General features: G+C 73.0%; 26 protein-coding genes. 17 read left to right on the top strand and 9 right to left on the bottom strand.

What is annotated here, in order from left to right:
* Positions 1-73: 73 nt before the first annotated feature.
* Entirely contained in the window at positions 74-766 is a 693-nt protein-coding gene (locus AC5WRL_RS17705) for a DUF305 domain-containing protein (RefSeq protein WP_496089531.1), read from the bottom strand.
* A gap of 178 nt (positions 767-944) precedes the next feature.
* Here AC5WRL_RS17705 and AC5WRL_RS17700 point away from each other — a divergent pair, with 178 nt between their 5' ends.
* Positions 945-2,396, top strand: a complete 1,452-nt coding sequence (locus tag AC5WRL_RS17700; protein ID WP_496089530.1) for an LVIVD repeat-containing protein — start codon at positions 945-947, stop codon at positions 2,394-2,396.
* On the opposite strand, the gene AC5WRL_RS17695 is transcribed toward AC5WRL_RS17700, so the two are convergent.
* From AC5WRL_RS17695 to AC5WRL_RS17685, 3 genes are all read right to left on the bottom strand, one after another.
* Positions 2,387-3,046: a TetR/AcrR family transcriptional regulator gene (locus AC5WRL_RS17695; protein ID WP_496089529.1), complete on the bottom strand. Its 660-nt coding sequence runs from the start codon at positions 3,044-3,046 to the stop codon at positions 2,387-2,389. The genes AC5WRL_RS17700 and AC5WRL_RS17695 overlap by 10 nt on opposite strands.
* A gap of 138 nt (positions 3,047-3,184) precedes the next feature.
* Positions 3,185-3,880 (bottom strand): HAD family hydrolase, encoded by a 696-nt coding sequence (locus tag AC5WRL_RS17690; RefSeq protein ID WP_496089528.1) that lies wholly within the window; start codon positions 3,878-3,880, stop codon positions 3,185-3,187.
* A gap of 55 nt (positions 3,881-3,935) precedes the next feature.
* Positions 3,936-4,478, bottom strand: a complete 543-nt coding sequence (locus AC5WRL_RS17685) for a DUF5134 domain-containing protein (protein WP_496089527.1) — start codon at positions 4,476-4,478, stop codon at positions 3,936-3,938.
* Between the two features lie 110 nt (positions 4,479-4,588).
* Between AC5WRL_RS17685 and AC5WRL_RS17680 the strand changes: the two genes are divergently transcribed.
* Positions 4,589-5,188: a GNAT family N-acetyltransferase gene (locus AC5WRL_RS17680; protein WP_496089526.1), complete on the top strand. Its 600-nt coding sequence runs from the start codon at positions 4,589-4,591 to the stop codon at positions 5,186-5,188.
* Here the strand turns inward: AC5WRL_RS17680 and AC5WRL_RS17675 are convergent.
* Positions 5,169-5,858, bottom strand: a complete 690-nt coding sequence (locus AC5WRL_RS17675) for a glycerophosphodiester phosphodiesterase (RefSeq protein WP_496089525.1) — start codon at positions 5,856-5,858, stop codon at positions 5,169-5,171. The genes AC5WRL_RS17680 and AC5WRL_RS17675 overlap by 20 nt on opposite strands.
* Before the next feature lie 190 nt (positions 5,859-6,048).
* Here AC5WRL_RS17675 and AC5WRL_RS17670 point away from each other — a divergent pair, with 190 nt between their 5' ends.
* The 3 genes from AC5WRL_RS17670 to AC5WRL_RS17660 are packed head-to-tail and all read left to right on the top strand — an operon-like array spanning position 6,049 to position 9,354.
* Complete coding sequence (locus tag AC5WRL_RS17670; RefSeq protein WP_496089524.1) at positions 6,049-7,449, top strand: DUF6421 family protein; 1,401 nt, start codon at positions 6,049-6,051, stop codon at positions 7,447-7,449.
* 46 nt (positions 7,450-7,495) lie between these two features.
* On the top strand, positions 7,496-8,272 hold the full coding sequence (locus tag AC5WRL_RS17665; RefSeq protein ID WP_496089523.1) for an SDR family NAD(P)-dependent oxidoreductase: 777 nt from the start codon (positions 7,496-7,498) through the stop codon (positions 8,270-8,272).
* Entirely contained in the window at positions 8,269-9,354 is a 1,086-nt protein-coding gene (locus tag AC5WRL_RS17660; RefSeq protein ID WP_496089522.1) for a threonine aldolase family protein, read from the top strand. Before AC5WRL_RS17665 ends, AC5WRL_RS17660 begins: the two co-directional genes overlap by 4 nt.
* A gap of 77 nt (positions 9,355-9,431) precedes the next feature.
* Here the strand turns inward: AC5WRL_RS17660 and AC5WRL_RS17655 are convergent, their stop codons facing one another.
* Positions 9,432-10,142 (bottom strand): lysophospholipid acyltransferase family protein, encoded by a 711-nt coding sequence (locus tag AC5WRL_RS17655; protein ID WP_496089521.1) that lies wholly within the window; start codon positions 10,140-10,142, stop codon positions 9,432-9,434.
* Between the two features lie 138 nt (positions 10,143-10,280).
* Here AC5WRL_RS17655 and AC5WRL_RS17650 point away from each other — a divergent pair, with 138 nt between their 5' ends.
* The 8 genes from AC5WRL_RS17650 (at position 10,281) to AC5WRL_RS17615 (ending at position 18,008) form a co-directional block, all read left to right on the top strand.
* A complete protein-coding gene (locus tag AC5WRL_RS17650; protein WP_496089520.1) occupies positions 10,281-10,670 on the top strand; it encodes a thioredoxin family protein in 390 nt (129 codons plus the stop codon).
* Positions 10,671-10,756: 86 nt separating this feature from the next.
* Positions 10,757-11,554: an electron transfer flavoprotein subunit beta/FixA family protein gene (locus tag AC5WRL_RS17645; protein WP_496089519.1), complete on the top strand. Its 798-nt coding sequence runs from the start codon at positions 10,757-10,759 to the stop codon at positions 11,552-11,554.
* A 52-nt stretch (positions 11,555-11,606) separates the two neighbouring features.
* Entirely contained in the window at positions 11,607-12,569 is a 963-nt protein-coding gene (locus AC5WRL_RS17640; protein WP_496089518.1) for an electron transfer flavoprotein subunit alpha/FixB family protein, read from the top strand.
* 112 nt (positions 12,570-12,681) lie between these two features.
* Complete coding sequence (locus AC5WRL_RS17635) at positions 12,682-13,956, top strand: DUF6986 family protein (protein WP_496089517.1); 1,275 nt, start codon at positions 12,682-12,684, stop codon at positions 13,954-13,956.
* Between the two features lie 591 nt (positions 13,957-14,547).
* Positions 14,548-15,510, top strand: a complete 963-nt coding sequence (locus AC5WRL_RS17630; RefSeq protein WP_496089516.1) for an ROK family protein — start codon at positions 14,548-14,550, stop codon at positions 15,508-15,510.
* A 27-nt stretch (positions 15,511-15,537) separates the two neighbouring features.
* Positions 15,538-16,560 carry an NUDIX hydrolase gene (locus tag AC5WRL_RS17625; RefSeq protein WP_496089515.1) on the top strand — a complete coding sequence of 341 codons (1,023 nt, stop codon included), beginning with the start codon at positions 15,538-15,540 and terminating at the stop codon, positions 16,558-16,560.
* A 96-nt stretch (positions 16,561-16,656) separates the two neighbouring features.
* Entirely contained in the window at positions 16,657-17,304 is a 648-nt protein-coding gene (locus AC5WRL_RS17620; RefSeq protein WP_496089514.1) for a class F sortase, read from the top strand.
* A 119-nt stretch (positions 17,305-17,423) separates the two neighbouring features.
* The gene (locus AC5WRL_RS17615; protein ID WP_496089513.1) at positions 17,424-18,008 is read left to right on the top strand and encodes a hypothetical protein; all 585 of its coding nucleotides are present in this window, start codon (positions 17,424-17,426) and stop codon (positions 18,006-18,008) included.
* A 28-nt stretch (positions 18,009-18,036) separates the two neighbouring features.
* On the opposite strand, the gene AC5WRL_RS17610 is transcribed toward AC5WRL_RS17615, so the two are convergent.
* On the bottom strand, positions 18,037-19,458 hold the full coding sequence (locus tag AC5WRL_RS17610) for a dipeptidase (RefSeq protein ID WP_496089512.1): 1,422 nt from the start codon (positions 19,456-19,458) through the stop codon (positions 18,037-18,039).
* A gap of 172 nt (positions 19,459-19,630) precedes the next feature.
* Here AC5WRL_RS17610 and AC5WRL_RS17605 point away from each other — a divergent pair, with 172 nt between their 5' ends.
* Complete coding sequence (locus AC5WRL_RS17605) at positions 19,631-20,896, top strand: geranylgeranyl reductase family protein (protein ID WP_496089511.1); 1,266 nt, start codon at positions 19,631-19,633, stop codon at positions 20,894-20,896.
* A gap of 106 nt (positions 20,897-21,002) precedes the next feature.
* Here AC5WRL_RS17605 and AC5WRL_RS17600 read toward each other — a convergent pair whose 3' ends face one another.
* Positions 21,003-22,250: an MFS transporter gene (locus AC5WRL_RS17600; protein WP_496089510.1), complete on the bottom strand. Its 1,248-nt coding sequence runs from the start codon at positions 22,248-22,250 to the stop codon at positions 21,003-21,005.
* On the opposite strand from AC5WRL_RS17600, the gene AC5WRL_RS17595 reads away from it, so the two are divergent.
* Positions 22,244-23,476, top strand: coding sequence for an ROK family protein (locus AC5WRL_RS17595; protein ID WP_496089509.1), 1,233 nt, complete (start codon positions 22,244-22,246; stop codon positions 23,474-23,476). The two genes, AC5WRL_RS17600 and AC5WRL_RS17595, sit on opposite strands and share 7 nt — an antisense overlap.
* A gap of 15 nt (positions 23,477-23,491) precedes the next feature.
* Here the strand turns inward: AC5WRL_RS17595 and AC5WRL_RS17590 are convergent, their stop codons facing one another.
* Positions 23,492-23,686, bottom strand: a complete 195-nt coding sequence (locus AC5WRL_RS17590) for a DUF2304 domain-containing protein (protein WP_496089728.1) — start codon at positions 23,684-23,686, stop codon at positions 23,492-23,494.
* Positions 23,687-23,880: 194 nt separating this feature from the next.
* Here AC5WRL_RS17590 and AC5WRL_RS17585 point away from each other — a divergent pair, with 194 nt between their 5' ends.
* Entirely contained in the window at positions 23,881-25,119 is a 1,239-nt protein-coding gene (locus tag AC5WRL_RS17585) for a DUF1727 domain-containing protein (protein ID WP_496089508.1), read from the top strand.
* 33 nt (positions 25,120-25,152) lie between these two features.
* The gene (locus tag AC5WRL_RS17580; protein ID WP_496089507.1) at positions 25,153-25,881 is read left to right on the top strand and encodes a type 1 glutamine amidotransferase; all 729 of its coding nucleotides are present in this window, start codon (positions 25,153-25,155) and stop codon (positions 25,879-25,881) included.
* Positions 25,882-25,936 lie beyond the last annotated feature (55 nt).

Below are 25,936 nucleotides of genomic sequence, written 5' to 3'. Positions count from 1 at the left end.
AGGACACCCCGGCGCCTCGCGACGCACCGCATCCGACAACGCGGCCTGATCCACGAAAATCCAAAGAGACGACCTAGCGAATCGCCTCCATCCGGGCGATCTCCACCCGCTGCGCGGCGCCGATCTCCGCCGCCATCTCCAGTGCCGTCCGGTCATTGCCCTGTGCGGAGACCTCCGCCGCCATGATCACCGCCCCCTCGTGGTGAGCGATCATCAGCTCAAGGAAGAGCGCGTCGAACTCGGCGCCGCGCGCCGCCCGCAGCCGTGCCAGGTCCGCCTCGCTCGCCATCCCGGGCATCTGCGCCCCGTGCGCCCCGTGCCCGCCGTGCCCGCCGCCCGATGCCTCCGCGTCCGCGTCCGCGTCCGGGTTGCGCAGCAGCCAGGCCCGCATCGCCTCGATCTCCGGCTCCTGCCCGGCCGCGATCCGGCCGGCGATCCGCCGTACCGCGCCCTCCTCGGCGAACTCCTCGGCGAGCCCGGTCATCTCGACGGCCTGTTCGTGGTGCTCGATCATCATCGTCATGAAGGCGTGGTCGGCGGCGTTCGGCGCGCTGCCCTCGCCGGCGGCCTCGCGCGCCTCCTGCGGGGAGATGGTCCGCGCCTCCTCGCCGGGCCGCCCCGGCTGGATCACCGACGCCTCGCCCCCGCTCCCGGTGTCGCCGGCGGCGGCCCCGCCGCCGGTGCAGCCGGTCAGCGCCGTCAGGGCCAGCACTGCGGCCAGGGACGCGGCAGCCGCGACAGGGCGGCGGAAGCGAAGAGTTGACACAGAGTCCTCCTGATGCGCGAGTGCATCATCAGCCAATACGGAAAGATGAATGATCTGTTTCCCATATTGATCTGTACATGCACACCGAGATACTGATGAGATCCGTGAACCGGTCAACCCCACGTAACACCGGACGGATCCAGGGAGGATTCCAGTGACATCGTTGCACAGACCCCGCGTGCGACGCAGGCGGCTCGGCGTGACCATGGCGGCCCTCACCGGGCTGCTGGCCACCTACGCCCTCAGCGGAACGGCCCTGGCCACCCCCGACGCCGGCGACGAACCCGCGGCAGCGCAGGAGATCACCGCCGACCAGCCCCGCGGCGCGGAAACCACCGACGGCACCGCCGAGATACCCGGCGTCGGCGAGATCGTCACCAGCCGCAACGTCACCCACGTGGCCAACCTGCCCAAGAACGCGCTGCGGGCCACCAACTCGGACATCTCCTTCCAGGGCGACTACGCCTTCGCCGGCAACTACGACGGCTTCGTCATCCACGACATCTCCCGCCCCAGCAAGCCCAGGATCGTCGCCGAAGTGCTGTGCCCCGGCGGCCAGGGCGACATCTCCGTCAGCGGCAACCTGCTCTTCCTGTCCGTCGACTCCTCACGCAGCGACGACTCCTGCACCAGCGTCGCCCAGTCGGCCACCATCAAGGAGTCCTGGGAAGGCATCCGGATCTTCGACATCAGCGACAAGCGCAACCCCAAGTACGTCGCCGCCGTCGAGACGTTCTGCGGCTCCCACACCAACACCCTGGTGCCGGACGGCAAGAACATCTACCTCTACGTCTCCTCGTACTACCCCGACGCCTCCTTCCCCGACTGCCAGCCGCCCCACAACGGCATCTCCATCGTGAAGGTGCCGCGCGACGCACCCGAACGCGCCGAGGTCTCCAGGTTCGAAGTGCTCTTCCCCGACGGCGGCTTCCCCGGCAGCCCGCGCGGCAGCGCCACCTCCGGCTGCCACGACATCACCGTCTACCCGAAGATCAAGCTCGCCGCCGGCGCCTGCATGGGCGACGGGATCCTGATGGACATCTCCCAGCCCGCCAAGCCGCGCGTCATCGACAGGGTCCAGGACGCCGAGCACTTCGCCTTCTGGCACTCGGCCACCTTCAGCCAGGACGGCAAGAAGGTCGTCTTCGCCGATGAACTCGGCGGCGGCGGTGCCGCCACCTGCAACGCCCGCATCGGCGACGAGTACGGCGCCAACGGCATTTACCACATCACCGGCAGGGGCGACGGGCGACGGCTGGAGTTCCAGAGCTACTTCAAGATCCCGCGCCACCAGTCCGACACCGAGAACTGCGTCGCCCACAACGGCTCCCTCATCCCGGTGCGAGGCCGCGACATCATGGTCCAGTCCTGGTACCAGGGCGGCGTGTCCATCTGGGAGTTCACCGACTCCGGCAACCCGAGGGAAATCGGCTACTTCGACCGCGGGCCGGTCAACGCCGGCACCCTCACCTTCGGCGGCTCCTGGTCCGCCTACTACTACAACGGCTACATCTACTCCAACGACCAGCAGGGCCTGGACGTTCTGCGCATCGACGACCCTCGCACCAACGGCGCGCGCGGCGTCAAACTCACCGAACTCAACGCCCAGACCCAGCCCAGCTACTGGTGAGCCCCCTCACCACGCGCTGACATGAGCACCCCGCCGGGCGGACCCCCGCCCGGCGGGCACCCCAGCTCCCAGCCCAGCCCGTACCGCCCGAACAACTCCGCCCGCAGCCGGTGCCCCGGCATCGGCGCCCCCGGCAGCAGCATCGCCACCACCGCCCCCATCAGCAGCGCCCGCAGCATCCGGTACTCCGTCTCCGGATCCGCCGCCCCGTACCGCACCATCGTCCGGGACAGCAGCGCCGCGAGCCGCTGCTGCTCGGCACACTGGACGAACCCCTCCTGCTGCAACAGATGCGCCATGTGCGCCCGCATCAGCACCGGCCGCTCGGCCGCCAGCCCCAGGATCGCGTCGATCGCCCGCGCCAGCGACTCCCGGCCGCCCCGCACATCGTCACCGGGCACCGGATCGCGCTCCAGCGCGGCGGCCAGCGCCAGATGCATCTGCCGGTGCACCGCCGTCTGCAACAACTCCCGCTTCCCGGGAAAGTAGTACGACACCAGGCCGCGGGCCGCACCCGCCCGCTGAGCGATGTCCCCCAAGGTGGTGGCCTCGTAACCATGTTCCCCGAACAGCTCCGCAGCCGCCTGGAGCAGCCGTTCCCGTGAGCGCCGGCGCAACTCTTCATTGACCGATGCGCGACGAGGCGACATGCTGGACTCCCGTTGACTGGCTCACAGCCAATATACTCAGCGAGGACGCCGGACCTCCGCCCCGGCGGCGGAGTCCTGTCCGGCACCGGCCGGTGGTATCGGGCGGCGCGGGGGACCGCCCGATACCACCATCCGGCATCAGCCCACCAGATCCAGCACCGGCAGCAGATCGTCGGGACGCTCGGCAACCGGCAGATGCCGCACCAGATGCAGCGCGCACCCCACCGCCGTCGCACCCCCGTCCGCCCGCGGGTCGTCCCCGACCATCACGGTGCGCTGCGGCGGCAGGCCCAACTCGGCACACGCGATCTCGAACAGCCGTGGATCCGGCTTCACCAGGCGGTGCTCGAAGGACAGCACACAGGTGTCCACATACCGCGCCAGACCGTGCTCCCGCAGCACCGGCCGCAGATCCCAGCCGATGTTGCTCACCACCGCCACCCGCACCCCGCGCTCGCGCAGCCCGGCCAGCACCCGCTCCGTATCGGGGTACGGGCGCCACGCCTCCGGCTCCATGTGCCGCTCGTACAGCGCGTCGTACAGCGCGGGCAGCGGCAGGGGTACCCGCCGCGCCAGCCCCGTGTACAGCGCGCGGTGACCGGCCGGATCCCGGTCCCGCTCCCGCCACAGCCCCGCAAGCTCCGCGGGCACCTCACGCGGCGCCCCGCCACCCGGCAGCGCCCCCGCCTCCTCCAGCGCGGCGGCGAGCCGGCCCACCTCGTCGGCCGGCAACACCACCCCGGCCCGCCCCAGGACCGTGCGCAGCCACCGCTCGGCCGGCTCGATCCGCATCAAAGTCCCGGAGAAGTCGAAAAGCACACCCGTGATCGCCATGCCCCCGATCCTGCCCCACGAAGCCCCGGCGGGCCCCGTCCGCCTGCCACGGGCCTCACATGGACACCAGCATCACCAGCATCCCCAGCGACAGCGCCACCCGGCACCCCTGCGCCACCTCGGGAGACCGCTCCGCACCGCCCCCGCCACCGGATACGGCACGGTCCGCGGCCGGCACCACCCGCGCCCCGGTCCGCAGCGCGTACAGCGCGAAGTACCCCGCCAGCACCCCGGTCAGCAGCGGCACCCCACCCGCCCCGTGCCCGCCGGCCCCCGCCGGCCCGAGCATCGCCAGGCCCATGTGGACCATGGCCAGCGCCTCCACCACATGGTGCGCCCGATGCGCCGGCCGGGCCCGCAGCAGCGCGGCCCGCACCGCCAGCACCCCGAAGAACACCACGTACGCCTGCCCCGGCGCCGCCGCTCCCACCCCCGGCACGGCCATCACCGCCATGCCCACGCCCATCGCCCCCTCGACCCCGGCGGACCGCCCGGCGCCCCGCCCCGGCCCCGCCCCGGCACGGTAGAGGCAGTACAGCCCGGTGCCCCCGCACAGCGCCACCAACAGCCACCCCACCACCACCGGCCCCTCGTGCATCCCACCCCTCCCGATGTCCGCCCCCCGCTTCTGCCCGCGCCCGCCCCGAATACCACGGCGCACGGAAGCGCGAGGGAGCGCGCGGCGCGGCGCGCGTACCATGGTCCGCTGTGACAGCAGCAGCCGAACTGGTCTTCAAAACGGCGACCGAGGCCGATGTGCCCGCCCTCGTCGCCCTGGTCGAATCCGCCTACCGGGGCGAGGCCAGCCGCGCCGGCTGGACCACCGAGGCCGATCTGCTGGACGGGCAGCGCACCGACCCCGAGGGCGTACGGGAGACCATCCGCGACCCCGCCGGCCTGGTGCTGACCGCCGGCCGCCCGGACCCCGCGGACCCCACGAACCCCGCCGGCGGCACGTCCGAGCCCCTGCTGGCCTGCTGCCACCTCCAGCACCGCCCCGCCCCCGACGGCCACAGCCCCGGCGCCGCCTACTTCGGCATGTTCGCCGTGCGCCCCACCGCCCAGGGCACCGGCATCGGCGCGGCCGTGCTGGCCCGTGCCGAGGAGACCGCCCGCGCCACCTGGCGGGTGGCGCGGATGGAGATGCAGGTGATCTCCGCCCGCGCCGACCTCATCGCCTGGTACGAGCGGCGCGGCTACACCAGGACGGGGGAGCGCGCCCCGTTCCCGTACGGCGACGAGCGCTTCGGCATCCCGCGCCGCCCCGGCCTGGAGTTCGAACTGCTGGTCAAGCCGCTCGGCGGCTGAGCAGCTCCGTCACGATCTCCAGCCGGTCGGTCACCACCCCGTCCAGGCCCAGCCGCCGCACCCGTGCCAGGTCCTCGTCGGTGTTGACCGTCCAGCTGATCACGTCGATGCCCGCCGCCCGGCACCCCGCCACCGCTTCCTCGGTGAGATGCGGCAGCTCCGCCGAGACCAGGTCCGCGCCCAGCTCCCGGGCCCGCCCGGCGGCGGTGCCCGTGGAGCGGCCCGTGACCAGCCCGATGGACTGCTCGGGCAGCAGCCGGCGTACGGTGCGCAGCGCCTCGTCGTGGAAGGAGATCACCCGCACCCGGTCGGCCAGCCCGCGTGCGGTGATCACCGCGGCCAGCGCCGTCGCCGCCGCCGGGTCCTTGATCTCCGCCTGCAAGGGCAGCGTGACCGCCTCGGTCACCTCCTCGAAGAGCGGCACCCGCTCCCCGAGCCCGGCGTCCAGCTCGCGCAGCGCGTCGGCGGTGAAGTCGGCGATGGCCCCGCTGCCGTCGGTGGTGCGGTCCACGTCGGCGTCGTGCATCACCACCAGCGCGCCGTCCTTGCTCAGATGCAGATCCAGTTCGATGGCGTCCACGCCCTCCCGCTCGGCACGGACGAAGGATCGCAGGGTGTTCTCCGGCTCCGCGCCCATCAGCCCGCGGTGCCCGACGATCATGAGTGACATGGGGCCACCGTAGCGGCGCCCGGTGACGCCCGGCTGAACACCGCGCGAGACCCGTACTACCGCCCCAAGGACAGGAAAAGCTTCGGATTAAACGTCCATGCACCGCATATTTTCCGGAATCTCGGCTTGATCGACAGACCTTCCCCGGATACGGTTCGAGTACGCGAGGATCTTTTGTGGAGGAGTGATCATGCCGGAAACCCTGGCCCCCACCACCGCCGACGGGTATCCGCCCACCCCGGCCGCCCGCGTCGTGGACCACCCCGCCTGGCCCCGGCTCAAGCAGGCCGTCGAAGCCATCCGGCCCGCCCAGGCATCCGACGGATCCATCGACTTCGACGCCGAGGACGCCCCCACCCGCGCCGCCGTCGAACGCGAAGTGGACCGCGTCGTCACCGAACTGCGCGCGCTCTCCCCCCTGCTGCCGCACGACGCCGCCTACCACCGCGCCCTGGAGGCCGACCTGCGCCGCTGGGCCGCCGAAGGCTTCGGCACCCCCGACTTCCTCGACTCACTGCTCGCCTTCACCCCCGCCGCCCACCGCGCCGACGGCCTCCAGCACCTGGTGCTGTTCCCCATGTACACCCAGAACGGCAACCCCGACCGCAACCTCGAAGCCGTCGTGGTCCGCGTCGTATGGCCGCAGTGGCTCGCCGAACTGGAACGCACCCGCTACGACAACCCGATGTTCCTCGGCATCACCTTCGAGGACTTCACCCCCGGCTACGACACCAACTCCGCCGTCCTGTTCCCCGAGACCATCGCCGTCCGCGAGGCCCCCGAACGCTTCAGCTGGGGCGGCATCTTCTGCGACCGCGAAGCCGCCCGCTTCCGCAAGGTCATCGCCGCCGCCGGCGAGGTCACCAGCCTCACCCTCCCCGAGGACGCCCAGGGCCTGCTCACCGACCAGGCACGCACCCAGCACACCTTCGTCCTGTGGGACATGATCCACGACCGCACCCACAGCCACGGCGACCTCCCGTTCGACCCCTTCATGATCAAACAGCGCCAGCCCTTCTGGATGTACGGCCTGGAGGAACTGCGCTGCGACCTCACCGCCTTCCACGAAGCCGTCCAACTGGAACGCGACGGCCTGCCGCAGGCCCGCGACGTCCAGTACGCCGTCCTGCTGGACCGCATCTTCCGCTTCCCCGTCACCGGCGCCCGCAACCGCAACTACGACGGCCTCGGCGGCCAGTTGCTGTTCGCCTACCTCCACCAGAACGGCGCGCTCCGGTGGACCGACAACCGGCTGCACATCGACTGGGACCACGCCCGCGCACTCACCGTCCGGCTGCGCGAGGAGATCGAGACCCTCTACCGGCTCGGCATCGACCGCCCCAAGATCGTCCACTGGTTCAAGGCGTACGAACTGGTCTCCGGCTACCTCGCCCCGCACCCCGGCTCCACCTGGGCCAAGGGACCCGAGGCCCTCGACCTCACCCAGCCCCCGCGCAAACTCGTCGACGACGTCCTGCCCGACGAGTTCCCGCTCAGCCTCTTCTACGAGGCGCTGGCCAAAAAGCTCCGCAAGGTGATCGAATCCACCCGGGGCATCACCGCGGACACCCCCGCCCGGCAGGCGGCCTGACCCGCCGCCGCGCCATGATGAAAGAGCACCGAGGAGGCGAGGGACGATGACCGACACCACCGCAGCGAAGCCCACCGGACCCCTGGACGGCGCGGTCGTCGCCGTCGCCGGCGCCGCCGGACCGGCCGGCGCCGCCACCCTGCTGCGCCTGGCCCGGGCCGGCGCCACCGTGGTGGCCGCCGACGCCGACCCCCAGCGCCTCGCCCAGGCCGTGGACGCCGCCCGCTTCGCCCACGGCGGAGCCACCGTCACCGGCGACACCGTCGACCTCCTCCACCTGGACACCGCCCGCCAGTGGGCCGCCAGAACCGAGAAGGAGTACGGGCGGGTCGACGGCCTGGTGCACCTCGTCGGCGGCTGGCGAGGCTCGGCTTCCTTCGCCGACACCGATCTCGCCGACTGGGACGTGCTGCACAACCTGCTGATCCGTACCGTCCAGCACACCTCCCTCGCCTTCGAGGGCGCCCTGGCCCGCAGCGGCAACGGCCGCTACATCCTCGTCTCCGCGGCCGGCGCCACCCGCCCCACCGCCGGAAACGCCGCCTACGCCGCCGCCAAGGCCGCCGCCGAGGCATGGACCCTGGCCCTGGCCGACGGCTTCCGCAAGGCCGGCGCCGCCACCGACAGCGGCCGGCCCCCGGCCGCCGCCACCGTCCTGATCGTCAAGGCCCTGGTGCACGACGCGCTGCGCGCCGAGCGCCCGGACGCCACATTCCCCGGCTTCACCGACGTCACCGACCTCGCCGAGGCCATCAGCGGCCAATGGAGCCGGCCCACCGAGGAAGTGAACGGAACCCGCCAGTGGCTCACCCCCCAGCCGTGACACCGACCGACACCGATAACACCGGCACCGACGCCCGCCGCCACCACGACCCCACCGTCCGCGGCTTCGCCAGCGACAACTACGCCGGCACCCACCCCGAAATCCTCGCCGCCCTCGCGCTGGCCAACGGCGGCCACCAGGGCGCCTACGGCGACGACGACTACACCCGCCACCTCCAGGACGTGCTGCGCGGCCACTTCGGCCCCCGCGCCGAGACCTACCCGGTCTTCAACGGCACCGGCGCCAACGTCGTCGCCCTCCAGGCCCTCACCGACCGCTGGGGCGCCGTCATCACCGCCGACACCGCCCACATCCACGTCGACGAGGGCGGCGCCCCCGAACGCGTCGGCGGCATCAAACTCCTCACCGTCCCCACCCCCGACGGCAAACTCACCCCCGCCCTCATCGACCGCGAGGCACACGGCTGGGACGACGAACACCGCGCCATGCCCCAGGTCGTCTCGCTCGCCCAGAGCACCGAACTGGGCACCCTCTACACCCCGGACGAACTGCGCGCCATCACCGACCACGCCCACGAGCGCGGCATGACCGTCCACCTCGACGGCGCCCGGCTCGCCAACGCCGCCGCCGCCCTCGACGTCCCCCTGCGCGCCCTCACCACCGACGCCGGCATCGACGTCCTCTCCTTCGGCGGCACCAAGAACGGCCTGCTGTACGGCGAGGCCGTCGTCGTCCTCGCCCCGGACAAGGTGCGCGCCATGCGGCACCTGCGCAAGCTGTCCCTCCAGCTCGCCTCCAAGATGCGCTTCGTGTCCGTCCAGTTCGAGGCACTGCTGGCCGGCGACCTGTGGCTGCGCAGCGCCCGGCACGCCAACGCCATGGCCGCCAAGCTGGCCGCCGGCGTCCGCGAGGTCGACGGCGTGGAGATCCTCCACCCGGTCCAGGCCAACGCCGTCTTCGCCCGGCTGCCGCGCGAGGTCAGCGACCGGCTGCGCAAGCGCTACCGCTTCTACTTCTGGGACGAGTCCGCCGGCGACGTTCGCTGGATGTGCTCCTTCGACACCACCGAGGGGGACGTCGACGGCTTCCTGGCCGCCCTGCGCGAGGAAATGGCCCGCTGAGCCCGCCGAACGGCACCCCCGCCGCGCCCGCCACCCGCCTGCCCGGGCCATCCGCCCGGGCAGGCGCGCGCACCTTCCTACGCCTGCCGCGGCGCCGGCGCCGTACCGCCCAGATGCGCCGGCAGCCACCACGTGTCCTCCGGGCCGCGCGGCCCCTCCGGATACGCCGCCTGGGCCGTCTCCAGCAGTTCCTGCACCCGCTCCCGCAGCCGCTCGGTCAGCGACAGCGGCGACTCGCCGGGGTCGGCCGTCATCGGCTTCCCGATCCGGATCGTCACCGGATAGTGCCGCCGGCGCAGATCCCGCTTGCGGCCCTTGGTCCACACCCGCTGGGTGCCCCACAGCGCCACCGGCAGCAGCGGCACCTGGGCCTCCTGCGCCATCCGTACCGCGCCCGACTTGAACTTCTTCAGCGTGAACGACGTCGATATCGTCGCCTCGGGGAACATCCCCACGATCTCCCCGGCCCGCAGCGACTGGAGCGCGTGGTTGAACGCGTGCTCGCCCTGCTTGCGGTCCACCGGGATGTGCTTCATGCCCCGCATCAGCGGGCCGGAGACCTTGTGCCGGAACACCGAGTCCTTCGCCATGAACCGCACCAGCCGCTTGGACGGCCTGGCCGCGAACCCGGCGAAGACAAAGTCCAGATATCCGATGTGGTTACTGACCAGCACGGCACCCCCGGAGGTCGGCACATGCTCGCTGCCGACGACGTCCAGGCGCAGATCGAGCGCCTTGAACATCGTCCTGGCGGCGGCGATGACCGGCGGGTAGACGAGCTCTGCCATGCGGGACCCTTCATTCGTGCGATCGCGGTGACCGCGCACAACCTACGCTGCCGTAACTTCCGGCATCCGCAGATAGTGCCCCGATACCGGTGTGATTGGCTAGCCCGGGCCATCGACCTGAGCGGACGGAGAGTGACGATGAACGGCCGCGAGCACCCCGGGCCGCCGCTGACGGCCGCCGCGCTCGGCGTCCCGGGACCGCTGGGGGAGCGGGCCACCCTGGTGCACTTCTCCAGCGCCTTCTGCCGGCCCTGCGCCGCCACCCGACGTGTCCTGGCACAGGTCGCCGCCATGGTGCCCGGCGTACTCCATCTGGAGATCGACGCCGAGGCCCACCTGGAGACCGTCCGCGCCCTGCGCGTCACCGCCACCCCCACCGTACTGGTCCTGGACGCCGCCGGGCACACCGTGCGCCGCGCGACCGGGCTGCCCCGCAAGGCCGACGTCATCGCCGCGCTGGGCGAGGCGGTGAGCGGCGCGGGGGGCGGGCCGCCGGGCGGACCGGCCACCGGCCGCACCGGCGGGTAGCGCAGGTCACATTGCGGCATGCTTGATGGCGGCATATAGGCTGGGTTTACTGACCAGTAACAACCGGGTGATCTAAGGAGCCGGGCGTGAGCCTGAGGATCGTTGTCTGTGTGAAGTACGTGCCCGACGCCACCGGTGACCGGCACTTCGCCGAAGACTGGACACTGGACCGCGAGGACGTCGACGGCCTGCTGTCCGAACTCGACGAATACGCCGTCGAACAGGCCCTCCAGATCGCCGAGAGCACCCGCGAGGCCGGAGACGAAGCCGAGATCACCGTCCTCACCGTCGGCCCCGAGGACGCCGCCGACGCCCTGCGCAAGGCCCTGTCCATGGGCGCCGACAAGGCCGTCCACGTCGAGGACGACGACCTGCACGGCAGCGACGCGCTCGCCACCTCCCTCGTCCTGGCCAAGGCCATCGAGCACATCGGCTACGACCTCGTCATCTGCGGCATGGCCTCCACCGACGGCGCCATGGGCGTCCTGCCCGCCATGCTCGCCGAACGCCTCGCCGTCCCCCAGGCCACCCTGCTGTCCGAACTCACCGTGGCCGCCGGCACCGTCACCGGCCGCCGCGACGGCGACACCGCCACCGAGCACCTCAGCGCCCAGCTGCCCGCCGTCGTCTCCGTCACCGACCAGTCCGGCGAGGCCCGCTACCCCTCCTTCAAGGGCATCATGGCCGCCAAGAAGAAGCCCGTCGAAGCCCTGGACCTGGAAGACCTCGACCTCGACGCCGCCGAGGTCGGCCTGACCGGCGCCCGCACCGAGGTCACCTCCGCCACCGAGCGCCCGGCGCGCACCGCGGGCGAGATCGTCACCGACGAGGGCGAGGGCGCCGCGCGACTCGCGGGCTTCCTCGCCGGCCAGAAGTTCATCTGACCGCCGCCCGCCCCACCGCACGCCGCACGCACCCTCCGCAGGAGACATCACCATGGCTGAAGTCCTCGTCCATGTCGACCACCTCGACGGCGCCGTCCGCAAGCCCACCCTCGAACTGCTCACCCTCGCCCGCCGCCTCGGCGACCCCGTCGCCGTCTTCCTGGGCACCGGCGCCGACACCGCCCTCCCCGTACTCGCCGAACACGGCGCCGTCCGCGTCCTGACCGCCGACGCCCCCGAGTTCGCCGACTACGCCATCGTCCCCAAGGTCGACGCCCTCCAGGCCGCCCACGAAGCGGTACGCCCCGCCGCCGTCCTGCTGCCCTCCTCACCCGAGGGCAAGGAGATCGCCGCCAGGCTCGCGGTACGCCTCGGCTCCGGCATCATCACCGACGCCGTCGACCTGACCACCGACGACCAGGGCCCCCTCGCCACCCAGTCGGTCTTCGCCGCCGCCTACACCACCACCTCCCGCGTCACCCAGGGCACCCCGGTCATCACCGTCAAGCCCAACTCCGCCACCCCCGAGGTCGCCCCCGCCGCCGGCACCGCCGAACCCCTCACCGTGACCTTCAGCGCCGCCGCCACCGGCACCAAGGTCACCTCCCGCACCCCGCGCGAGTCCACCGGACGCCCCGAGCTCACCGAAGCGGCCATCGTCGTCTCCGGTGGCCGCGGCGTCGGCGGCGCCGAGAACTTCGCCGTCATCGAGGCCCTCGCCGACTCCCTCGGCGCGGCCGTCGGCGCCTCCCGCGCCGCCGTCGACGCCGGCTGGTACCCGCACTCCCACCAGGTCGGCCAGACCGGCAAGAGCGTCTCCCCCCAGCTGTACATCGCCGCCGGCATCTCCGGCGCGATCCAGCACCGGGCCGGCATGCAGACCTCCAAGACCATCGTCGCGGTCAACAAGGACTCCGAGGCCCCCATCTTCGAACTCGTCGACTACGGCGTGGTCGGCGACCTCTTCGAGGTACTCCCCAAGCTCACCGAGGAAATCAAGGCCCGCAAGAGCTGACCCGGCCCCGGCCTCCCGGCGCCCGCCGTACGGCGGGCGCCGTTGTCTTCCCGGCCCGCGCCGGTTAGCTTCGTTCAACGAAATGTTGAACAGCGGGCCGGAGGAGCCGTCGATGGACCACAGCCAGGCCCGTACCAGCATCCCCGCCGCCACCGGCCGCGAGATCGCCGCCGCCCTCGCCGGCGTCGACGCCCACCTGGCCCGGCACTACCCCGGCGAAGCGACCACCCGGCAACCCGTCCACACCGTCTACGTACCCGCCGACCGCTTCGAACCCGGCACCGCCCCGGCCTGGGGCACCACCGCCCTCGCCCTGCTGGACCAACACGCCCCCGACCCGGCCGCCTTCGCCGCCGTCCTGGGCCTGCCCGACCACCTCGCCGCCGACATCTACCACCGGGTCCGCACCAAACTCGCCCACGAGCCCGTCGAAGACCTCCGCATCGACTTCGAGGACGGCTACGGCCACCGCCCCGACCCCGAAGAGGACGCCACCGCACTGCGCGCCGCCACCCACCTCACCACCGCCCTGCGCCACGGCACCGCCCCGCCCTCCATCGGCATCCGCTTCAAAAGCCTGGAAGCACCGGTACGCGAACGGGCCATCCGCACCCTCGACCTCTTCCTCAGCGCCCTCCTGGACGCCGGCCCGCTCCCCGCCGAACTGCGCCTGACCCTCCCCAAGGTCTCCCACCCCCAACAGGTCACCGCCATGGCCCGGCTGTGCGAAGCGTTCGAGCAGGCCACCGGACTGCCCCCGGGCCGCCTCACCTTCGAGATCCAGATCGAGACCACCCAGGCCATCATCGGCGCCGACGGCCGCGCCACCGTCGCCCGCCTGATCGCCGCCGCCCCCACCCGGGTCGAGGCCCTGCACTACGGCACCTTCGACTACAGCGCCGCCTGCTCCGTCAGCGCCGCCCACCAGGCCCTGGACCACCCCGCCGCCGACCACGCCAAAGCCGTGATGCAAGCCGCCGCGGCCGGCACCGGCGTACGGCTGTCCGACGGCTCCACCAACCTCCTGCCCACCGGCGACACCACCCAGGTCCACCACGCCTGGCGCCACCACCACGCCCTCGTCCACCGCTCCCTGGCCCGCGCCTACTACCAAGGCTGGGACATGCACCCCGGCCACCTGCCCACCCGCTACGCCGCCGTCTACACCTTCTACCGCCAGGGACTGCCCGCCGCCGCCCGCCGCCTGGCCGCCTACCTGGCCGCCGACACCGACGGCACGGTCCTCGACGAACCCGCCACCGCCCGCGCCCTGGCCGGCTTCCTCCTGCGCGGCTGGCACTGCGGCGCCATCGACACCACCGAACTCACCACCACCACGGGAGCCGACCCCACCACCCTGCACACCCTGGGACGCCCCACCCCGTAACAACCCCGGACTCCAGCACGAAACAACCCCCCGGAACACCCCGACCCCCGCCCCCTTGCCGACCACCCTGACCTGCCTCCGGCCCGCCCCTGGTGTGTCCCCGTACCCGACTGATCGCCGACCCTTGCCGGCTTCCATCCCGCCCCCGCTCCTGGCCTGCCCCGTGCTCGGCTGGCCGCCAGCCTCTCGCCGGCCACCCGGCCCGCCCCCGCCCCGGCCCCGGCCCGCTCCCGTGCCCGGTGACCTCCGGCCCTTTGCCGGCCGCCCCTGGCCCGCCTCCGGTCTGACCCGTACCCATCTGACCGCCGACCCCTTGCCAGCCGTGCCTGGGGTGTCTCCGGCCTGCCCCCAGCCTGCGCCTCGGGGGCCCGACTCCTGTCCTGCTCCTGCCTCTGGCCGGTGGCCTCCGATCCCTTGCCGGTCCTGCCCGGCGTGTCTCCGGCCTGGTTCCCGGTCCCGTCTCCCCGTCTGCGTCCCCGCCTTGGGGCCGTCCCTCGGCCCCAAGGCGGACACCCGCACCGAGGCTCCCCGCCGCCCCCAGAGCGGCCCCGCACTGGACAACCCGCCCCGTTCCGGACAGGCTTCCACCCCATGGACCTGGATCTTGTCGCAGCCGTGGACATCGGCGGCACCAAAGTCGCGGCGGCCCTCGTGGACGGCGACGGCACCCTGCTGGCCCGCGCCCAGCGCCCCACCCCCGCCCGGGAGGACGCCCGGCGGGTACTGGCCGCCGTCACCGGCACGCTCAGCACCTTGATGGCGGACGAGCGCTGGCACCGCGTCCGCGCCATCGGCATCGGCAGCGCGGGCCCCGTCGACGCCCGCACCGGCACCGTCAGCCCCGTCAACATCCCCGCCTGGCGCGACTTCCCCCTCGTGGCGGGCATCCGCGAGACCACCGGCGCCCTGCCGGTCACCCTGCTCGGCGACGGCTCCGCCATCGCCGCCGGCGAACACTGGCGCGGTGCCGCCCGCCACCACGACAACGCCCTGTGCATGGTGGTCTCCACCGGCGTCGGCGGCGGACTGATCCTGGACGGCAGACTCCGCCCGGGCCCCACCGGAAACGCGGGCCACATCGGCCACATCAGCGTCGACCTCGACGGCGACCCGTGCCCCTGCGGCAGCCGCGGCTGCGTCGAACGCATCGCCAGCGGCACCAACATCGCCCGCTGGGCCACCGAATCCGGCTGGCGACCCGCCCCCGGCACCGAACCCACCGCCACCGCCGTCGCGGCCGACGCCCGCACCGGACACCCCGTGGCACTGGCCGCCTTCGAACGCTCCGCCCGCGCCCTCGCGGCCGGCATCGCCGCCACCGCCACCCTGGTCGAACTCGACGTCGTCGTCATCGGCGGCGGCGTCAGCCAGGCCGGCGAGGTGCTGTTCACCCCACTGCGCCGGGCCCTTCACACCTACGCCACCTTGCCCTTCGTCCGGGGCATCGACGTGCTCCCGGCCCAACTGGGCACCGACGCGGGCCTGGTCGGCGCCGCCGCCGTCTGCCACAGCGGCTCGGACACGTTTTTGATACCGGGACAAGCGGGCAACTGACTCACGGGCGAAAAAGGAGGGGGATCCGTGATCATCTGGCTGAACGGCGCATTCGGTGCCGGCAAGACCACGGCCGCACGCGAACTGACCGACCTGCTGCCGGGCAGCCGGCTCTTCGAACCGGAGCCGGTCGGCGCCAGCCTGCGCGCCACGCTCCCCAAGGAGCGGCTGGCCCAGGTCGACGACGTGAGCGAACTGCCGTCCTGGCGCCGGCTGCTGGTGGACACCGCCGCCGCGCTGCTGTCCGAGATCCCGGGGCCGCTCATCGTCCCGATGACCCTGCTGCACCAGGAGCACCGGGACGAGATCTTCGGCGGCCTGGCCGCCCGGGGGATCGCGGTACGGCACTTCCTGCTACACCTTGAAGAAACGTTCCTGCGCGCCCGGATCAACCACCTCGCCACCACCGACGGCGACTCCACCCGCCGCTGGCACCTCACCCAACTACCCCACTACACCACCGCACTGCCCTGGCTCACCCACGACGCCCACACCATCGACACCCACCACCACACCCCCCGCCGCACCGCCGAAGCCATCGCCGACGCCATCAGCCGCGACCAGGGCGCCTGCCCCATCGTCCAGACCCCGCCACCCCGCGCCGAAACCCTCGCCGCTGGCATGCTCCTCTTCGACGACCAGGACCGCTTCCTCCTGGTCGACCCCACCTACAAACCCGGCTGGGAATTCCCCGGCGGCATCGTCGAAGCCGGCGAACCACCCGCCCGCGCCGCCCTCCGCGAAGTCGCCGAAGAACTCGGCCTGCGCCTGCCCCACCCACCCGACCTCCTCATCGTCGACTGGGAACCACCACACCCCCCGCGCCCCGGCGGCCTGCGCCTGCTCTTCGACGGCCGCCGGCTGACCCCCGACCAGATCCGCACCATCCAACTGCCCCCCGACGAACTGCGCGCCTGGCGCTTCACCACCGAGGACGAAGCCCGGACCCTGCTCTCCCCCAACCGCCTCGACCGCCTGCGCTGGGCCCTGCACGCCCGCACCCAGGGCCGCCCCCTCAACCTGGAAGCCGGTGTCCCGGTCGGCCACTGACCCCGCACCCCGCCGAATCGCGAACCCGCCACCCGCGCCCTACCGTGTGCCTGACGGCCCCACACCGGGGGAGACCCCCACCAACGGTGAACCGCCATGCACCTATCCACCCAGCAGCAGCCCCACGACCACGACACCTGGGGCACCCGGCTGGCCGCCGCCGCCCTCGGCTGCGCCCTGGTCCTCGGCCTCCAGCTGATGTACCAGGCCACCGGCGCCGGCGGCCCGCCCCAGCCCGCCCCCCACCACCGCACCGACAGCGGCACCGCACAGCCCGCCCACCCGCCCCAGCCGGCCGCCACCCCCACCCGGGTCACCATCCCCGCCCTCGGCGTCGACGCCCCCATCACCCCGGTCGGCCTGGACCCCGACGGCTGGCTCCAGGCCCCACCCCCCGACGCCGGCCACCTCGCCGGCTGGTACACCGACGCCCCCGCCCCCGGCGCCCAGGGCACCGCCGTGCTCACCGGACACGTCGACACCGCCGCCGGACCCGCCGTCTTCTACACCCTCGGCGCCCTCACCACCGGCGAGACCATCACCATCACCCGCGAGGACGGCACCACCCTCGACTTCACCGTCTACGACATCGCCGTGTACGACAAGGACGCCCTCCCCGAACGCGTCTACGCCGCCACCGGACACCCCGAACTGCGCGTCCTCACCTGCGGCGGCAGCTACCACCCCGGCACCGGCTACACCGGCAACGTCGTCGCGTACGCCACCCTCACCGGCGCGCACTGACCCGAACGGCCGCACCCGTGACCCGTTCACCCCATCCGCATGGCCGAACGCCCCGCACCCCGCCTAGCCTCACCCACCACACGGCACCGGAAACCCGTCACCGCAGCCAGGGAGCCCCCATGACCCCACCACTGACCACCCTCGCCGTCACCGCGCTCACCGCTATAGCCCTCAGCGCAGCCGCCCCCCTCCCCGCCCAGGACAACGGCTCCTTCGCCTTCAGCATCTCCCCGCAGACCGTCCGGCCCGGCGGCACCATCACCCTCACCGCCACCGGCTGCACCGGCGACGAAGCCCACGCCGAATCCGGCGTCTTCGACCCCATTAGCCTCGGCACCCCCGGCCAGGCCCAGAGCGCCCGCACCACCGTCAACCCCGCCGCCCGCCCCGGCACCACCTTCGACGTCACCTTCACCTGCGGCAGCCAGAACGGCCGCACCACCCTCACCATCGACAACACCGCCGCCGCCGCGGCCACCCCAAGCCCCACCCCCACCCCCACCCCAAGCCCCAGCAGCACCCCAGCGACCACCACCCCCACCGCCAGCTCCACCACCCTCCCCACCCTGGGCTCCCAGGCCGGCACCGGCGGCTCCCAACGCGACCACACCCCCATCCTGCTCACCGGCGCCGCCCTCACCCTGGCCGCCCTCACCGGCGCCATCGCCCTGTACCGCCGCCGGGCCCACCAGCAGCACCACTGACCGGCCCGACGACGGCACCCCGACCGCGCTACGCCCCCGCAGCCTTCTCCGCCACCTGAGCCGCGTACCCCTGGACGAACAGCGCCTCGGCCACCGCCATCCGCTCCAACTCCAGCGGATCCACGCTCTCGTCCACCGCATGGATCCGCGCCGCCGCGTCACTCAGCCCGATCAGCAGAATCTCCGCCTCCGGGTACAGCCCCGCCAGCGTCGCCGTCAGCGGAATCGAACCGCCCTGCCCCACCACCGCCATCTCCGCACCCGCGTAGGCGGCCCGCATCGCGTCCGCCATCGCCGCGTACGCGGGGGAGGAGGTGTCCGCCATGAACCCCTGGCCCTCACCCGCCGGATCCACACTCACCCGCGCACCCCACGGCGCCCGCGCCCGCAGATGCTCCGCCAGCAGCCGCGCCCCCTCACCCGCGTCCACCCCCGGCGGCACCCGCAGACTCACCAGCGCCCGCGCACTGGCCTGCACCGACGGCGTCGCCCCCACCACCGGCGGGCAGTCGATCCCCAGCACCGTCACCGCCGGCCGCGCCCACAGCCGGTCCGCCACCGCCCCGGACCCGATCAGCTCCACCCCCTCCAACACCCCGGCATCCGCCCGGAACGCATCCTCCGCGTACGCCGTACCCGGCCACACCCCCGACCCGTCCAGACCGTCCACCACCGTCGAACCATCCGCCGCCCGCAGCGAATCCAGCATCCGGATCAACGCCGCCAGCGCGTCCGGCGCCGCCCCGCCGAACGCCCCCGAGTGCAGATTCCCCTCCAGCGTGTCCACCCGCACCCGCACCATCGACATCCCGCGCAGCACCGCCGTCACCGTCGGCTCCCCGGCCCGCACGTTCCCCGTGTCCCCGATCACGATCGCGTCCGCCACCAGCAGCTCCGGATGCTGCTCCGCGTACCGCTCAAGCCCACCGGTGCCCTGCTCCTCCGAACCCTCCACGATGACCTTGACCGTCACCGGCACCCCACCGTTCGCCGCCAGCGCCCGCAGCGCCAGCAGATGCATCAGCACCCCGCCCTTGCAGTCCGCCGCCCCCCGCCCGTACCAGCGCCCCGCCCGCTCCGTCAGGGTGAACGGCGGCGAGGTCCACGCACTGACCTCCAACGGCGGCTGCACGTCGTAATGCGCGTAGAGCAGCACCGTCGGCGCCCCCTGCGGACCGGGCAGCAGCCCGTACACCGACTGGGTGCCGTCCGGCGTGTCCAGCAGCCGCACATCCGAGAAGCCCTCCGCGCGCAGCGCGTCCGCCACCCACCGCGCCGCCCCCTCGCACTCGCTCACCGGGAACTGCTCCGGATCGGCCACCGACCGGAACGCCACCAACTGCGCCAGCTCCTCGCGCGCCGCGGGCATCAGCCCCGCCACCGACGCCGCGATGCCCGCATGCGAACCGGACGGCGACGGCGACTGCGACAGGGGGGAAGAGTGCTGCATAAAAAGCTCCTTGAGCTGTGCGCCGCCACCCGCGCACCAACCCCGGCACGCCCGGGCCGCGAACCTGACCGGGAATGACAGCCGATCATCCCACAGCGATCCACCCCGCACCCGGGACCGTAGGATGCCAACCCGAGGACGGAACGGACAGGCAGCGGGAGCAGCGGACAGCGTGAGCAGCGAGAGCGGAGCCCAGAACACAGTGGTGTGGGACGTCGTCGTCGTCGGAGCCGGCCCCGGCGGAGCCTCCGCCGCCCGCGCCGCCGCCGAAGCCGGGCGGCGGGTACTGCTCCTGGAGAAGGCCGAACTACCCCGCTACAAGACCTGCGGCGGCGGCATCATCGGCCCCACCCGCGACGCCCTGCCCCCCGGCTTCGAACTGCCCCTGCTCGACCGCGTGCACGCCGTCACCTTCTCCCTCAACGGCAAACTCTCCCGCACCCGCCGCTCCAAGCGGATGCTCTTCGGCCTCGTCAACCGCGCCGAATTCGACCAGCGCCTCGTCGACGCCGCCCTCCGGGCCGGCGCCGAACTGCGCACCAAGGCCGCCGTCTCCCGCGTCGAACAGCACGGCCCCGCCGTCCCCGACCGGCGCACCGTCGCCGTCATCCTGGCCGGCGGCGAGACGATCCTGGCCCGCTCCGTCGTCGGCGCCGACGGCAGCGCCAGCCGGATAGGAGCCCACGTCGGAGTCCGCCTCGAATCCGTCGACCTCGGCCTGGAAGCCGAGATCCCGGTCCCGCCCGAGGTCGCCGCCGACTGGGCCGGCCGCGCCCTGATCGACTGGGGCCCGCTGCCCGGCTCGTACGGCTGGGTCTTCCCCAAGGGCGACACCCTCACCGTCGGCGTCATCTCCGCCCGGGGCGACGGCGCCGCCACCCGCCGCTACCTGGAGGACTTCACCGCCCGGCTCGGCCTGTCCGGCTTCGAACCCGCCATCTCCTCCGGCCATCTCACCCGCTGCCGTGGCGACGACTCCCCGCTCTCCCGGGGCCGCGTCCTGGTCTGCGGCGACGCCGCCGGCCTGCTGGAGCCGTGGACCCGCGAAGGCATCTCCTTCGCCCTGCGCTCCGGCCGCCTCGCCGGCCAGTGGGCCGTCCGGATCGCGGACGCGGCCGACGCCGTGGACGCCCGCCGCCAGGCCCTCAACTACACCTTCGCCATCAAGTCCGGCCTCGGCGCCGAAATGGGCGTCGGCCGCCGCATGATCGGCATCTTCGGCCCCCGCCACCGGCTGCTGCACACCGCCCTCATCGGCTTCCGCCCCGCCTGGAACGCGTTCGCCCAGATCACCCGCGGCTCCACCACCCTGGCCGGCATCGTCCGCAACCACCCCGCCGCCCGCCGCGCCCTGGCCGCCCTGGACCGCACCGACCCCGCGCCCGGCCCCGACACCGAACCGGCCGGCCCCGCCGACGCCCCGCCCCGCAAGGAATAACCACCGCACCCGCCCGTACGACGGGCACCCACCCGGCACGGAGCCCGCCACGGTGGGTGCCCGGCCCCGCCGCCCCGCCCGCGAACCCGCCCGGCCCCCGCGCCGGTCAGGGAACCGCCGGCGCGGAGCCCCGCATCCCGTACGCGATGACCGCCGCCGTCGCCGACAGCACCGCCACCGAGGTCAGGGCCGCCGCCAGCGAGAACCACTCGGCGAGAAACCCGATCGCCACCGGACCCAGCAGCATCCCGCCGTACCCCACCGTCGACGCCGCCGCCACCCCACGCGGCCCCGCCAGCGAACCCGCCTGACCGATCGCCACCGGAAAGATGTTCGCCAGCCCCAGACCCGTCACCACAAAACCCACCAGCGCCGGCCACACCGACGGCGCCAGCGCCGCCACCAGCATCCCCGCCGCCGCCACCGAGCCACCCGCCACCATCGCCCGGGTCTGCCCCAGCCGCAGCAGCAGCCACGTGCCCGACAGCCGCCCCACCGTCATCGCCAGCGCGAACACCGCATACCCGGCCGCCGCCAGCCCCTCGCTCGCCAGCAGCGTCTCCCGCAGATGCAGCGCGCTCCAGTCGGCCAGCGCGCCCTCCCCGTACGCCGTGCACGCCGCCACCACCCCCAGCACCACGACCAGCCACCCCACCCGGCCATCCGCCGCCGCCCCGCCCCGCTCCACCGGCCCGGTCTCCGCCGCCGACTCCGGCGCGCGCGGCGCCGGATGCGCCAGCAGCGTACGCCCCGCCACCACCGTCACCAGCACGCCGGTCAGCGACAGAGCCGACAGATGCCAGGCCGGCGACAACGACCCCGCAACCAGCCCCCCGGCCCCCGCGCCCACCATCCCGCCCAGCGAGAACGCCGCGTGAAAACCGGGCATCACCGGCCGCCCCAGCGCCGCGACCAGATCCACCGCCGCACTGTTCACCGCCACATTCATGCCCCCGAACCCCGCCCCGAACACCAGCAGCATCACCCCCAGCGCCACCGCCGAATGAGCATGCGCGGGCAGCACCACACTCAACGACAGCAGCAACGCCGCGGCCACCGTCACCGGATGATTCCCCAGCCGCTGACACAACCGCCCCGTCAGCGTCATCGTCACCACCGCGCCCGCCGACACCCCCAGCAGCGCGAGCCCCAGCGCGCTCGCCGACGCCCCCGTCTGCTCCTTCACCGCCGGGATCCGCACCACCCAGCCCGCGAACACAAAACCATCCACCGCGAAGAACGCCGTGAGCGCGTACCGCAGTTGGCGCAGCGCCGGATCCGCCGCCCGATCCCCGCCGCCCGCACGGCCGATTCCGCGAACCGACCCGGCCCTGAATTTGTTCATCGATGGCACAAAGTCAGAATAGGGACGTGACCCGCTCTCGTACAAGGCTGGAACGCGGCCGCAACGCGCTCGGCCCCGCCCTCCAGCTCGTCCACACCGGCCGCGCCCCCACCCGCGCCGTCCTCACCACCGAACTCGGCGTCACCCGCGCCACCGCCGGCGCCGTCGCCGCCGAACTCCAGACCCTCGGACTGATCACCGTCGACGCCCGCCCCGGCGCCCCCGCCGGCGCCCAGGGCCGCCCCTCCCACCGGCTGTCCGTCGCCGACAACGGCCCCGTCGTGCTCGCCGCCCAAGTACACGCCGACGGCTACCGCGCCGCCCTCGTCGCCCTGGGCGGCACCATCGTCGCCACCACCCCCGCCTGCCAGACCGTGGACGCCGACCCCGCCCAGGTCATCGGCGAACTCGTCGCCGCCGGCGCCGAACTCCTCGCCACCAGCGGCCGGCGCTGCGTCGGCGCCGGACTCGCCGTCCCCTCGGCCGTCGCCGAACCCGAGGGCACCGCCCGCGGCCCCCTGCACCTGGCCTGGCCCGTCGGCGCCCCGGTCCGCGACATCTTCAACCGCTGCCTGGCCGACGCCGGACTCGCCCACGACGGCCACTGCGGAAACGACGTCAACCTCGGAGCCCTCGCCGAACACCGGCACGGCGCCGGCCACGGCGCCCGCCACCTGCTGTGCGTCGCCACCGGCCACCGCGGCGTCGGCGGCGCCCTCGTCCTGGACGGCCGCCTGCACACCGGAAGCGCCGGACTCGCCCTCGAAGTCGGCCACCTCACCGTCGACCCCGCCGGCCGCCCCTGCCAGTGCGGCAGCCGAGGCTGTCTCGACGTCGAAACCGACCCCCTCGCCCTCCTCGACGCCGCCGGCCGCACCCCGGGACCCGAAGGCTCCCTCCTCGACCAGGCCCGCGACCTGATCCACACCGAATACCGCACCGACCCCGCCGTACGCGCCGCCACCCACGCCGTCACCGACCGCCTCGGCCAGGGCCTGGCCGGCCTCGTCAACATCCTCAACCCCGACCGCATCATCCTCGGCGGCCTGCACCGATGGCTCCTGGAGGCCGCCCCCGCCCGGCTGCGCGCCGCCGTCCGCGACCACAGCCTGTGGGGCAAGGACAGCAACGCCACCATCCAGCCCTGCACCCTCGACCACAACAGCCTGGTGGGCGCCGCCGAGCTCGCCTGGCAGCCCATCCTCGACGACCCCCACACCGTCCTCCCGACCTGACCCGCCCCGCCGCCCCTACAGCGACAGACCCCCCAGCAGCGAAGCCAGCGACTGACCCCCCGCCGTAATACTCGGCGCGATCACCGTCCCCGACAGATAGAAACCGAACAGCGCGCACACCACCGCGTGCACCGGCTTCAGCCCGTCCTTACGGAAAAACACCAGCATCAGCACCGCGAGCAGAACCACCCAGGAAACCGACAGAATCACCAGCACTCCCTTCACTGCCATTAGCCTAAAGCCCACAAATGGTAATGATCACTTCATCCGGGCAAACGGGTGAAAGCCACCCAGTGCACCGAGAACCCACCCGCCACGCCGCACACTTGACCGGATGCGGTGCGAGCCCCGCCACAGACCTCGATAGGCTGGTCATCGGTCTAGGGCAAGGAGGAGCCAGGACGATGTCAGAGAGCACGCCGCTGTCACCACGGGCCAGGCTGGCCGTGACGGCGGGCAAGGCAGCAGCCGCCGTATCGCGCGCCGCCGGCCGCGGAAGCGGATCGGTGATCGGTGGGCGCGTAGCCCTGAAATTCGACCCCGAACTGCTGTCCCGGCTCGCCGGACATCTGGACGTGGTCCTGATCTCCGCGACCAACGGCAAAACCACCACCACCCGACTGGTCGCCGAGGCCCTGCGCGCTGGCGGCGAAGTCGTCTCCAACGCCCTCGGCGCCAACATGCCCGCCGGGATCACCTCCGCCCTCTCCGGCGGCGCCGACGCCCGCTTCGGAGCCCTGGAGGTCGACGAGAAGTACCTCATCACCGTCGCCCAGGACGTCAACCCCAAAGCGATCGCCCTGCTCAACCTCTCCCGCGACCAGCTCGACCGCGCCGCCGAGACCCGCATGATGGCCGAGCACTGGCGCGAAGGACTCCAGGGCAGCAAGGCCACCATCATCGCCAACGCGGACGACCCCCTCATCGTGTGGGCCGCGTCCTCGTCCCCCAACGTCGTATGGGTCGCCGCCGGCCAGGCATGGAAGGACGACGCCTGGTCCTGCCCCTCGTGCGGCGGCGTGCTCCAGCGCCCCGACGACACCAACTGGAAGTGCGCCGGCTGCGGCTTCGGCCGCCCCACCCCCACCTGGGTGCTGTCCGGCGACAGCGTCCTCGACCCGCACGGCGCCTCCTGGCCCATCCAGCTCCAGCTCCCCGGCCGCGCCAACAAGGCCAACGCCACCTCCGCCGCCGCCGTCGCCGCCACCTTCGGGATCTCCCCCCAGGTCGCCCTCCAGCGCATGCAGTCCGTGGCCGCCGTCGCCGGCCGCTACGACGTCGTCCAGTACGAGGGCCGCGACATCCGGCTCCTGCTCGCCAAGAACCCCGCCGGCTGGCTGGAAACCTTCTCCCTCATCGACCCGGCCCCCGCCCCCGTCATCCTCGGCGTCAACGCCCGTGGCGCCGACGGCACCGACACCTCCTGGCTGTGGGACGTCGATTACACCCGGCTCAGCGGCCACCCCATCGCCGTCATCGGCGACCGCCGCCTGGACCTGGCCGTACGCCTGGAGGTCGCCGGCCAGAACTTCCAGGTCTACGAGACCGCCGCCGAAGCCATCCGCAGCCTGCCCCCCGGCCGCATCGAGGCGATCGCCAACTACACGGCGTTCCAGGACCTGCGCCGCGTCGTCGGCAACTGACACCGGACAGACACCAAGGAAGGCCAGCACACCATGACCGCCTCAAGCCTGCGCCTGGTCTGGGTCTACCCCGACCTGCTCAGCACCTACGGCGACCAGGGGAACGTCCTGGTCGTCGAACGCCGGGCCCGCCAGCGCGGACTCACCGTCGAACGCGTCGACGTCCGCTCCGACCAGCCCGTCCCCACCACCGGCGACATCTACCTCATCGGCGGCGGCGAGGACCGCCCCCAGCGCCTGGCCGCCGAACGCCTGCGCCGCGACGGCGGCCTCACCAAGGCCGCCGAATCCGGCGCGATCATCTTCTCCGTCTGCGCCGGCTACCAGATCCTGGGCCGCGAGTTCATCAACGACCTCGGCGAGCGCGAAGCCGGCCTCGGCCTCCTCGACGTCATCAGCGTCCGCGGCACCGGAGCCCGCTGCGTCGGCGACGTCCTCGGCGACGTCGACGAACGCCTCGGGCTGCCCCAGCTGACCGGCTTCGAGAACCACCAGGGCGTCACGCAGCTCGGCCCCGGGGTGCGCCCCTTCGCGAAGGTTCGCTTCGGCAACGGGAACGGCACCGGCGACGGCACCGAGGGCGCCTGGCGCGACACCATCTTCGGCACCTACATGCACGGCCCGGTGATGGCCCGCAACCCCCAGATCGCCGATCTGCTGCTGCGCCTCCACCTGGACGTGCCCAGCCTTCCCCCGGTCGACGACCGCTGGTACGACGCCCTGCGCACCGAACGCGTCGCTGCGGCCACCCAGGCCGTCTGACCGGAAACACCAGGTCATATCCTGTCGCCATGGACCACGGTGACCACGGCACGAT

Source organism: Streptomyces sp. NTD107, from assembly GCF_059510435.1.
This window is presented reverse-complemented; position numbering and strand designations above follow the sequence as displayed.

Bases quoted from the DNA above. Each gene is read 5' to 3' on its own strand.
- AC5WRL_RS17695 (WP_496089529.1), bottom strand. From the start codon at position 3,046: ATGTCGCCTCGTCGCGCATCGGTCAATGAAGAGTTGCGCCGGCGCTCA.
- AC5WRL_RS17690 (WP_496089528.1), bottom strand. From the start codon at position 3,880: ATGGCGATCACGGGTGTGCTTTTCGACTTCTCCGGGACTTTGATGCGG.
- AC5WRL_RS17685 (WP_496089527.1), bottom strand. From the start codon at position 4,478: ATGCACGAGGGGCCGGTGGTGGTGGGGTGGCTGTTGGTGGCGCTGTGC.
- AC5WRL_RS17675 (WP_496089525.1), bottom strand. From the start codon at position 5,858: ATGTCACTCATGATCGTCGGGCACCGCGGGCTGATGGGCGCGGAGCCG.
- AC5WRL_RS17670 (WP_496089524.1), top strand. From the start codon at position 6,049: ATGCCGGAAACCCTGGCCCCCACCACCGCCGACGGGTATCCGCCCACC.
- AC5WRL_RS17665 (WP_496089523.1), top strand. From the start codon at position 7,496: ATGACCGACACCACCGCAGCGAAGCCCACCGGACCCCTGGACGGCGCG.
- AC5WRL_RS17655 (WP_496089521.1), bottom strand. From the start codon at position 10,142: ATGGCAGAGCTCGTCTACCCGCCGGTCATCGCCGCCGCCAGGACGATG.
- AC5WRL_RS17650 (WP_496089520.1), top strand. From the start codon at position 10,281: ATGAACGGCCGCGAGCACCCCGGGCCGCCGCTGACGGCCGCCGCGCTC.
- AC5WRL_RS17640 (WP_496089518.1), top strand. From the start codon at position 11,607: ATGGCTGAAGTCCTCGTCCATGTCGACCACCTCGACGGCGCCGTCCGC.
- AC5WRL_RS17635 (WP_496089517.1), top strand. From the start codon at position 12,682: ATGGACCACAGCCAGGCCCGTACCAGCATCCCCGCCGCCACCGGCCGC.
- AC5WRL_RS17630 (WP_496089516.1), top strand. From the start codon at position 14,548: ATGGACCTGGATCTTGTCGCAGCCGTGGACATCGGCGGCACCAAAGTC.
- AC5WRL_RS17620 (WP_496089514.1), top strand. From the start codon at position 16,657: ATGCACCTATCCACCCAGCAGCAGCCCCACGACCACGACACCTGGGGC.
- AC5WRL_RS17615 (WP_496089513.1), top strand. From the start codon at position 17,424: ATGACCCCACCACTGACCACCCTCGCCGTCACCGCGCTCACCGCTATA.
- AC5WRL_RS17610 (WP_496089512.1), bottom strand. From the start codon at position 19,458: ATGCAGCACTCTTCCCCCCTGTCGCAGTCGCCGTCGCCGTCCGGTTCG.
- AC5WRL_RS17595 (WP_496089509.1), top strand. From the start codon at position 22,244: ATGGCACAAAGTCAGAATAGGGACGTGACCCGCTCTCGTACAAGGCTG.
- AC5WRL_RS17585 (WP_496089508.1), top strand. From the start codon at position 23,881: ATGTCAGAGAGCACGCCGCTGTCACCACGGGCCAGGCTGGCCGTGACG.
- AC5WRL_RS17580 (WP_496089507.1), top strand. From the start codon at position 25,153: ATGACCGCCTCAAGCCTGCGCCTGGTCTGGGTCTACCCCGACCTGCTC.